9 protein-coding genes are annotated in these 8,951 nt (G+C 60.6%); 7 read left to right on the top strand and 2 right to left on the bottom strand.

Features of this window, described 5'->3' with window-relative positions; all coding sequences use genetic code 11:
* Positions 1-379: 379 nt before the first annotated feature.
* From PHO31112_RS11170 to PHO31112_RS11140, 7 genes are all read left to right on the top strand, one after another.
* The gene (locus PHO31112_RS11170; RefSeq protein ID WP_150620562.1) at positions 380-2,155 is read left to right on the top strand and encodes a ShlB/FhaC/HecB family hemolysin secretion/activation protein; all 1,776 of its coding nucleotides are present in this window, start codon (positions 380-382) and stop codon (positions 2,153-2,155) included.
* A 485-nt stretch (positions 2,156-2,640) separates the two neighbouring features.
* On the top strand, positions 2,641-3,501 hold the full coding sequence (locus PHO31112_RS11165; RefSeq protein WP_150620561.1) for a transporter substrate-binding domain-containing protein: 861 nt from the start codon (positions 2,641-2,643) through the stop codon (positions 3,499-3,501).
* 11 nt (positions 3,502-3,512) lie between these two features.
* Positions 3,513-4,193, top strand: coding sequence for an amino acid ABC transporter permease (locus PHO31112_RS11160; RefSeq protein ID WP_150620560.1), 681 nt, complete (start codon positions 3,513-3,515; stop codon positions 4,191-4,193).
* Complete coding sequence (locus tag PHO31112_RS11155; protein WP_150620559.1) at positions 4,183-4,845, top strand: amino acid ABC transporter permease; 663 nt, start codon at positions 4,183-4,185, stop codon at positions 4,843-4,845. Before PHO31112_RS11160 ends, PHO31112_RS11155 begins: the two co-directional genes overlap by 11 nt.
* A gap of 32 nt (positions 4,846-4,877) precedes the next feature.
* Positions 4,878-5,837, top strand: coding sequence for an agmatinase (locus tag PHO31112_RS11150; RefSeq protein WP_150620558.1), 960 nt, complete (start codon positions 4,878-4,880; stop codon positions 5,835-5,837).
* Positions 5,838-5,851: 14 nt separating this feature from the next.
* On the top strand, positions 5,852-6,580 hold the full coding sequence (locus PHO31112_RS11145; RefSeq protein ID WP_150620659.1) for an amino acid ABC transporter ATP-binding protein: 729 nt from the start codon (positions 5,852-5,854) through the stop codon (positions 6,578-6,580).
* 47 nt (positions 6,581-6,627) lie between these two features.
* Positions 6,628-7,041 carry a RidA family protein gene (locus tag PHO31112_RS11140; RefSeq protein WP_174995680.1) on the top strand — a complete coding sequence of 138 codons (414 nt, stop codon included), beginning with the start codon at positions 6,628-6,630 and terminating at the stop codon, positions 7,039-7,041.
* A gap of 96 nt (positions 7,042-7,137) precedes the next feature.
* Here the strand turns inward: PHO31112_RS11140 and PHO31112_RS11135 are convergent, their stop codons facing one another.
* Both PHO31112_RS11135 and PHO31112_RS11130 read right to left on the bottom strand, forming a co-directional pair.
* A complete protein-coding gene (locus tag PHO31112_RS11135) occupies positions 7,138-7,680 on the bottom strand; it encodes a hypothetical protein (RefSeq protein WP_150620557.1) in 543 nt (180 codons plus the stop codon).
* 251 nt (positions 7,681-7,931) lie between these two features.
* Positions 7,932-8,912 (bottom strand): LysR family transcriptional regulator, encoded by a 981-nt coding sequence (locus tag PHO31112_RS11130; protein WP_150620556.1) that lies wholly within the window; start codon positions 8,910-8,912, stop codon positions 7,932-7,934.
* Between the last annotated feature and the right edge of the window lie 39 nt (positions 8,913-8,951).

Genomic DNA, 8,951 nt, shown 5'->3' with positions numbered 1-8,951 from the left:
TCCCCGAAGCGCGCCCATAGCGCGCCGATTGACGTGTGTTTTCATCTGATCTTTGTACGATTGTTCTTATCTGGATCTTTGCCCAATGTTTTACTTCTATCGATACAAGCTTCGCATACCGAATAGTACTCAAGATTTTTGTATTTGTTCGCATTGCCAATCTATCTTCATAAGATCGCCCAATAACGGTAATATCCGGAGAAAAATAAACAATCCAAATCAACATTGCCGGGGATCATGATGGATTTCGACGCCTGATATTTGGTGCGCCTAGCACAGGACAGGCACGTCCCGCCCTTTGACGTCTCGCATCGGCCTGAGCTTTTGGGTTGGGAAAGCGTTCGTCTTGTCTCCGCGATTCCATTTCTGTTGCTTCCGAATGAATTCCGCATTGAGTTGCTTTCCCGCGAACATCTTCCGCCTGCTGGTCGTCTCATTTCTGGCTTTCGCCTCGCTTCCCTTTCGGGCAACGGCGCAGACATCTCCTGAACCCGCGCGCGACGCGGCAGCGTCGAATGCGCGACAACAGCAACTACTTGAGCAACAACGGCAGGCTCAGGAACGCGCTGCGGCAATAAGCGCGCCGGCAGTGCGCTCAGAGATGCCCTCTTCAGACGGATGGACCACACTTCCAGCGGAAACGCCTTGCTTTCGAATTGAAAAATTCTCGCTGGATATCCCGGCAACACTTCCGAAACGCGCTCAAGCTGCAGGAGCGTCAACCCTTCCAATGGACCCGTTCGCCTTTGCGGCTAATTGGCTCGCCCACCATCGCGGCCAGTGTCTCGGGCGTCAGGGAATCGCAACGATCACGGCCGGCCTGACCCGGGAGATTCTGGCCAGGGGTTACGTGACGACCCGTGTGCTCGTACCGGAGCAAGACCTCACCACCGGCGAACTGAAACTCACCCTGATTCCCGGCATCATTCGGGATATTCGTTTCGCCGATCCCTTGCAATACGGTACGTGGCGCACGGCATTTCCGACCACGGCGGGCGAGATGCTTGAATTGCGCGATCTGGAACAAGGACTGGAGCAAATGAAGCGGGTGGCGAGTCAGGACGTCACCATGCAAATCGTGTCGACAGAAGCACCGGGAGAAAGTGACGTCGTCATTGACGTCAATCGTGCGAAGCGATGGAGCGTGGTGGCATCCATCGACAATTCCGGGGCTCGCGACACGGGGAAACTACAGGGTGGTCTTGCGCTCGGGATCGACAATCCGTTAGGACTGAATGACATCCTGAACATTGGCGCATCGCACGACCTGGCGTTTGCGGACAAACGGTTCGGCTCGAACGGATGGAATGCCTTCTACTCGATTCCGTGGGGATACTGGACTGCCACACTGTCGGCTTATGCCAACCGGTATAACCAGAAAATCGCCGGGGTGAACGACACGTTCAAGACTCGCGGACAGTCTCAGAACGTCGATCTCAAGCTATCGCGCGTTCTCCAGCGCAGTCAAAGTCATGTGCTGAGCGCTCAGGTCCGGCTCGGCAAACGCTTCGGGCGAAGTTACCTCGAAGACGCGGAAATCGATCAACAGTACCGTAACAACACGTTCGTCGAATTCGGAATCGTGGATCGGCACTACATCGGCGCCGGGCAGCTCGACGGCAGCCTCATGTATCGGCAAAGTGTCGCTGGACTGGGCGCCGCGCAGGACAATGCCGTGCCCGGTACGCCCACTTACCGCTTCAAGATGGCTGTACTCGATGCCAACCTGTCGCTGCCGCTTGGTCAATTGCCGTTGCGCTATGTCACAACGTTCCACGGGCAATTCACTAACGACGTTCTGCACTACATCGACGATTTGAGCATCGGCAGCCGGTACACGGTGCGAGGTTTCGACGGTGAGTCGTCGCTGGCGGCCGAAAAGGGTTTCTACTGGCGCAACGAACTCCAGTGGATGTTGGGTACGTCCGGCATTTCATTGTTCGCGGGTGTTGACTATGGACGCGTGAGCGGTCCGAATGCCGCCTATCTCGCCGGCACGCAACTCGCCGGTGCCGTCATTGGTTTGCGGGGCAACGCCAAGTTGCCGTTCGGCTTCGTCGCCGGAGAAGTCTTTGCTGGGACTCCTGTCTACAAACCGAAGACCTTTCAAACCGCCCACGCAACGGTGGGATTCTCGCTGACGGCACAGTTCTGACCTTGCCGTGTTGCGCGTCACCACGGGGCTTCGACGTCATCGAAGCTTGGATGCATACGTCCGTGAATTCATAGATCGACGGATTGCCCATTAGCGCCGAAAGATTCGAAGCATAGGCCGGTGCTGATCTAGCGCGTCGCTCCCATGCACCGCTTCACTAGCATCGGACGCCCTATCTTCCGCAACCGCCGCTTGAACAACTGAACCACGCGGGGAGGCTGCATCGAGCCGGTTTGCTGTGGCAGTCCGCTTTCGGCGGCTCGCGCAGAATCATCCATTGCTTGTCGGCGGTGGCCATTGCCTAGAGGTCGTATCTGCCGCCTAACTTCGCTTCGGTGATATCTCAAAAGGTTTCGTTTTTTGAAACCATACCAATAAAAAAATCATTTTTCATGATCTTTTTGCCCGCATACATTGGGTTGCACGGGCGCATCACGCCGATGCACCAGACCGATTCGATACCCACACGACGCGAGAGGCAAGCTATGAAGACATGGTCCAGACGATCCTTTGTAAAGGCGACGCTCGCATCTGGCGCCGCATTGGCGCTTCCGGCACTGCCGAGGCTCGCCTACGCCGAAGGCGGCACGCTCGCCGACATCAAGAAGCGGGGCAAGCTGACGGTCGGTACGGAAGCGGCCTATGAGCCGTTCGAGTTCGTGGAAAACGGTCAGGTGGTCGGGTATGGACACGACGTGCTGGAATTGATGGCGGCGAAGCTCGGCGTGAAGCTCGAGCAGATGAACTTACCGTTCCAGGGGCTGCTGCCCGGCTTGATGTCGCACAAGTTCGACTTCGTCGCGACGAGCGTTGGCATTACGCCGGAGCGCGCCAAGCGATTCGCCTTCAGCCAGCCGGTGGGCGTCGTGCGCTCAGTCCTGATGGTGCGCGCCGACGACGTTGCGATCAAGCAGGACATGGACATTGCGGGCAAGACCATCGGCACGCAGATGGGCTCGTCGTCGCAGCCGGTGGCAGATGAGTTCGAGAAGGAATTGAAGGAGAAGACGGGCAAAGGCTATGCGGGCACGCGATTGTTCCAGGCGTATCCCGACGTTTCGAACGCCCTGGCCAACAAGACTATCGATGTGGCGTTGATGCCGTCGAACATCGCGGCCGTTCAGATGCGCAAGCAGCCCAATGCGTTCCGCATCGCCAGCACGATCGGACAGCCGAAGTTGCTGGCGTGGGTTGCCAATCCCAACGATCTGGAGATCCGCAAATTCATCAACGATTCGCTGGATGAATTCCGTGCCAGCGGCAAGCTGGCGGCGCTGCAGAGGAAGTGGTTCGGCGGCCCGATGGAGACGCCGCGCGAGAACTATCTCCCGCAAGGCGCCATTTGACGGCCGGCGCCATGTTCGACTGGTTCGATATGGGTGGTGTGATCGCGCCGTTTCTCGAAGGTGTGGTGTCGGGAACGGCGATCACGCTGGCCGCTTCGGCAGGTGCTTTTGTCATCGGTCTGGCGCTGGGCATCGTGCTGCTGCTCGCTCGCATTTCGCCGTTTTCGCCATTGCGCGCGCTCGTCGTGTTGTGGGTGAGCCTGATCCGGGGCACGCCTGCACTGATTCACATGCTGATCGCGTACTACATGGTGCCGGCGCTGCTCGATATTTCGATCTCGCCCATCACGGCCGGGATCGCGGCGCTCGCGTGCAACACCAGTGCCTACATCGTCGAGATTCTGCGCGGCGCACTGGGCACGATCTCGCCCGGACAACGGGCGGCGGCTTACGCGATGGGCATGCGTGCCTCGCAGGTCTGGAGGCACGTGTTGTTGCCGCAGGTCATCTACCGGGCGATTCCGCCGCTCACCAGCGAGTTCACGATTTTGCTCAAGGCGTCGTCGCTGATGTCGATCATCGCCGTGCCGGAGCTGGCGACCGTCGCACGCAACGCCACGTTGCAGACCGATCTGCCGTTGCAAGTGTTCGCGATTACCGCCGCCGTGTATTTCGTCCTGCTGTTCTGCATTTCTGCCGCATCGCGCGTGTGCGAGCGCCGGGTCTCGAGGATGCTGCCCCATGGCCATTGATGTCTCCATCGTCCGGGAAGCGATTCCCGTCTTGCTCGAAGGCCTGCGTGTCACGGTACTCGTGAGCGTGATCGGCATTCCGCTCGGTATTGTGATCGGTGGCACCGCTGCCTATTCGGCGCAGTCGCGCTCGGTCTTGCGGCCCATTGCGCTGGGTTACGTCGAGTTGGTGCGCAACATCCCGTACCTGATCCTCGTCTATCTGTCGTTCTTCGGACTACCCAAGCTCGGCGTGAGTGCGTCGGCCATGGCGGTCGCGGTGGGCTGCACGGCGTTCTACACCGGCGGTTATTTCTGCGAAATTCTGCGGGCGGCGCTGCGCAGCGTGGCGCGCGGGCAGACGCACGCCGCACTCTCGCTCGGCATGACTTACTGGCAGACCCAGCGTCACATCGTCGCGCCGCAGTTGTTCGGCTTTCTGATTCCGCCGACGACCAGCCTCGTGATCATGATGTTCAAGGACTCCGCCATCTTCTCGGTGATGAGCCTGCCGGAGATGACCTATCAGAGCAATCTGCTCACGGCCAATACGTTCGCGTACGTCGAAGTGCTTGGCACGACGGCATTGATCTACTGGGTCAGCAGCGTCTTGCTGGCCGGCGTGGGGCGACGTCTGGAAACCGTTGTCGGGCGACGTACCCGGCACACCTGATGTCCCCCTGACTCCCACCAAAGGATCCTTTCATGACGACTTATACCGTTGCACCGCGTATCGGGCATCCGACCCTGCTGTACTCGGAGCTGGATCTCGACATCGACAATCTCAAGGCCGACATCGCCGTGCTGGGCATGCCCTATGGCGCGCCCTACGCCCCGTCGGACTTCAGCAACGACCAGACGAACGCGCCGTCCGCGATTCGTCAAGCCACGGACCGCGTGGTGCGCCGTCCGGACCATTACGACTTCGACATCGACGGCCCGCTGCTTCAGGGGCGCACGGATATTCGCTTTGTCGACTGCGGCGACATCATCCCGGATCTGACCCGGCCGGGCGAACATTACGCCCGCGCCGAAGCGGCGGTACGGCGCATTGCGGCTGGCGGCGCAATGCCCATCGTGCTTGGCGGCGATCACGGCATCACCACGCCGGTGTTGCGCGGCCTGGATCAGAAGGGGCCGATCACGCTCGTGCATATCGATGCACACCTGGATTGGCGCGACGAAGTGAATGGCGTTCGCGAAGGGCTGTCGAGCCCGATTCGCCGCGCCTCGGAGATGGCGCACGTCGATCGCATCGTGCAGATCGGCCTGCGCGCGCAGGGCAGCGGCCGTTACGAAGAACTCGTTGCGGCGCGTGCTTATGGCGCCGATCTGGTGACGGCGTACGAACTGCATGACATCGGTATGGACGCCGTACTCGCCCGCATCCCGGACGGCGGCAACTACTACCTCACCGTCGACGCGGACGGACTCGATCCGTCGACGATGCCCGCCGTGGCGGGTCCGGCGCCGGGCGGCGTGACCTTCGTACAGGCGCGCAAGCTGATTCACGGGCTGGTGCGCAAGGGGCGCGTGGTCGGTATGGATATCGTGGAGATCCAGCCAGAGAAGGACGACGCCAACCTGATTTCGTGCGTGACCGCCGGGCGTCTCATTCTCAATCTGATCGGCGCGTCGATTCGTGCGGGGTACTTCGACAAATGAGCACCGCACAACCCATTATCGAAATCCGCCATGTCGATAAGTGGTACGGCGCACACCATGTGCTCAAGCAGTGTTCGACGCATGTCGGCAAGGGCGAGATCGTGGTGGTCTGCGGACCGTCCGGCTCGGGCAAGTCGACGCTGATCAAGACCGTCAATGCGCTGGAGCCGTTTCAGAAGGGCGACGTTGTCGTGGCGGGAACGTCGCTCACGGCCACGACGACGAATCTGTCGAAGCTGCGCAGCAAGGTCGGCATGGTCTTTCAGCATTTCGAGTTGTTCCCGCATCTGGATATCACGCGCAACCTCACGCTGGCCCAGCAGATCGTGTTGGGCCGGAACGCGGACGCGGCGCGCGTCAAGGCGCGAGCGCTGCTCGATCGTGTTGGCCTGTCGGCGCATGCGCACAAGTATCCGGGCCAGCTTTCGGGCGGTCAGCAGCAACGCGTCGCCATCGCACGCGCATTGTCGATGGATCCGATGGCGATGTTGTTCGACGAACCGACGTCGGCGCTTGACCCGGAGATGGTCAACGAAGTGCTCGACGTGATGGTGGAACTTGCCCGGGAAGGCATGACGATGATGGTGGTCACGCACGAGATGGGTTTCGCGCGGCGCGTGGCCCATCGTGTGGTGTTCATGGAGGACGGCGCCATCGTCGAAGACAGTCCGACCGATGCGTTCTTCAACGAAGCCGCCAGTGCCGCTGCCAAACGCTTTCTCTCGAAGATCCTGACCCATTGAATGTGCGCTTTGCCCGCATCACAACAAGACCCCAATACCGAAACATCATGACGCATACCCGAATCCGCAAGTTCAACACCCGTGAGACCTATCCGGAACAGAAGCTCGACAACGACCTGTGTCAGGCGGTGATCGCCGGCAATACCATCTATCTGCGCGGACAGATCGGTCAGGACCTCGATACGCGCGAGTCCGTGGGCATTGGCGATGTTGCAGCGCAAACCGAAAAGGCGATGGCAAATGTGGCGATGCTGCTCGACGAGTGCGGCAGCCAACTCGAGGACATCTGCAAGGTCACGGTGTATATCGTCGATCCGCGCTATCGCGAGGCTGTCTACAATGTGACGGGCCGCTGGCTCAAAGGTGTGTTCCCGGTGTCGACGGGAATTGTGGTGCAGGCGCTGGCGCGTCCGGAGTGGCTCGTCGAGATCGACGTCACGGCGGTGAAGCCGGCGGCATAAGTCGTGTGACATAAGCTGTGCGACGGCGATGCGTTGCCGGGTGGCCACGTGATCGCCGGTCACACATCTCTTCCCGAGCCGAGCCGGGGGGCGGGTTCAGAAGCGGCGTTTGACGTACACGGTCGCCCCGATGCTGTGTTGTCCCAGCAGCGGTATGCGGGCGGTTGCCGAGACGGTCCAGTCATTGGTCTTCAACGACAGGCCGCGCTTGGGTTCGGAGCCGAGCTTGTCGTCGGCGTTGTCCCATTGCACGAGAGACAGTCGCGGCGCCACGGAGGGACCGATGGTCAGATAGCTTCGCGCAGGTTGCACCGCCGGCTTTTCGGTCGACGTGTCGACCCAGCTCATATGCCGGTTGTCGCCGATCAGCGTGGCGTTGTTGATCGCTTCGATGCGGGTGTAGAGAAGCGCGTTGTCGTCGGGCCGGGTGGTCGTGTCGCGACCTTCGCGGCCGAATGGATACAACGTGACGGGAACGGCAGGAACCACAGCGATAGACACAGGCGGGGTGGGGGGCGGTACGTTGATGGGGAGCGGCGCGGGGCCAATATTGGCCAGTATCATCTGTTCGGATGAGTTCGAATTGGCGCCATCAGCGATCGCCACGCCGCTCAGCGTAACGACGCATGCGCCTATCATCCATTTGCCTAGGCACGTCATGGACATGCCTCCCGTGAAGGAATGGAAACGCTATGTCATCAGCCCCATTTGACCTTCGCACCCGACCTTCGCATAACGAACCGTCTTTCGCGGTTTCAGCGCGTCGTCTGCACTTAGGAAGTGTAGTCAGTCATTTGCAACGCGCTACCCCAATTTGCCCCGAGGTCGATCGGGGTTAGCACTACGGCGCCTGCTTAAGCCCATCTGGCGTGACGTTTGCGTGAGCGTCCTCAGCGCGACCTCGGGTTTGTCCCGACGCTATCGCGATCAATCGCCTTCGCATCGCGAGCCTTGCTCCGTTCGGAGATCGGTGCATGCTGCGCCATGAGTTCGACGATCCAGTCGATGAATACGCGCAGGCGGGCGCTGACGTATCGGTTCGGCGGATACGCCACGTACATCGGCAGCGGGTGGAGTTGCCAGTCCTCAAACAGGGGTACCAGTTCGCCACTCGCCACGTGTGGCTTGGCCATGTAGTCCGGTAGCCAGAGTGCCCCGAGGCCGGCGAGTCCGGCGGCAAGGTAGGCGTTCCCGTCGTCCACCGCCAGGATGTAGTGGCCCCGCACGTCAACGCGCTCCTCCGCACGATGCATGGTGTACGGGAAGAGCTTGCCGGTGCGCGCCCAGCGAAAACCGACGACGTGGTGCTGCGCGTCTTCCAACGCCTTCGGATGCGTAGGCGTGCCAGCCTGTCTCAGGTAGCTCGGTGCGGCATAAACCGCGAGGCGCAGATCGCCGACATGTCGTGCCGCGAGCGATTGATCGATTGGCTCGCCCCCGCGCACGACACAGTCCACGTTCTCATCGATCAGGTCCACGATGCGATCGCTCACGCCCATATCGAATTGGATGTCCGGATACTTCGCATGGAACGCCGGTAGCGCGGGCACCAGAACCATGCGGGCCAGCGGGCTGGGAACATCTATGCGCAAACGCCCCCACGGTAGCGTCGACACACCGGGCAAGTGGGTCTCCGCGTCGTCCATGTCGGCGAGCAACCGGATGACGCGCTCGTAGTAGACCGCGCCGTCGGCCGTGACATTGACTTTGCGCGTGGTGCGGTTCAGCAGCTTCACTCGCAGCCTCGCCTCCAACTGCTGGACCAGTTGCGTGACGGTGGTCTTGCTCATGTGCAGGGTCTCGGCCGCCTTGGTGAAGCTGCCGGCCTCCACCACTCTGGCAAACGCCTGCATTGCGTCGAAACGGTCCATGGCGGCTCCGGATAGGCTTTGGATTGTTTGGATTTTACA

This window comes from Pandoraea horticolens, from assembly GCF_902459555.1.
Classification (GTDB): domain Bacteria; phylum Pseudomonadota; class Gammaproteobacteria; order Burkholderiales; family Burkholderiaceae; genus Pandoraea; species Pandoraea horticolens.
Note: the sequence above shows the minus strand (reverse complement) of the source record. Positions and strands in the feature narration are given on the sequence as shown.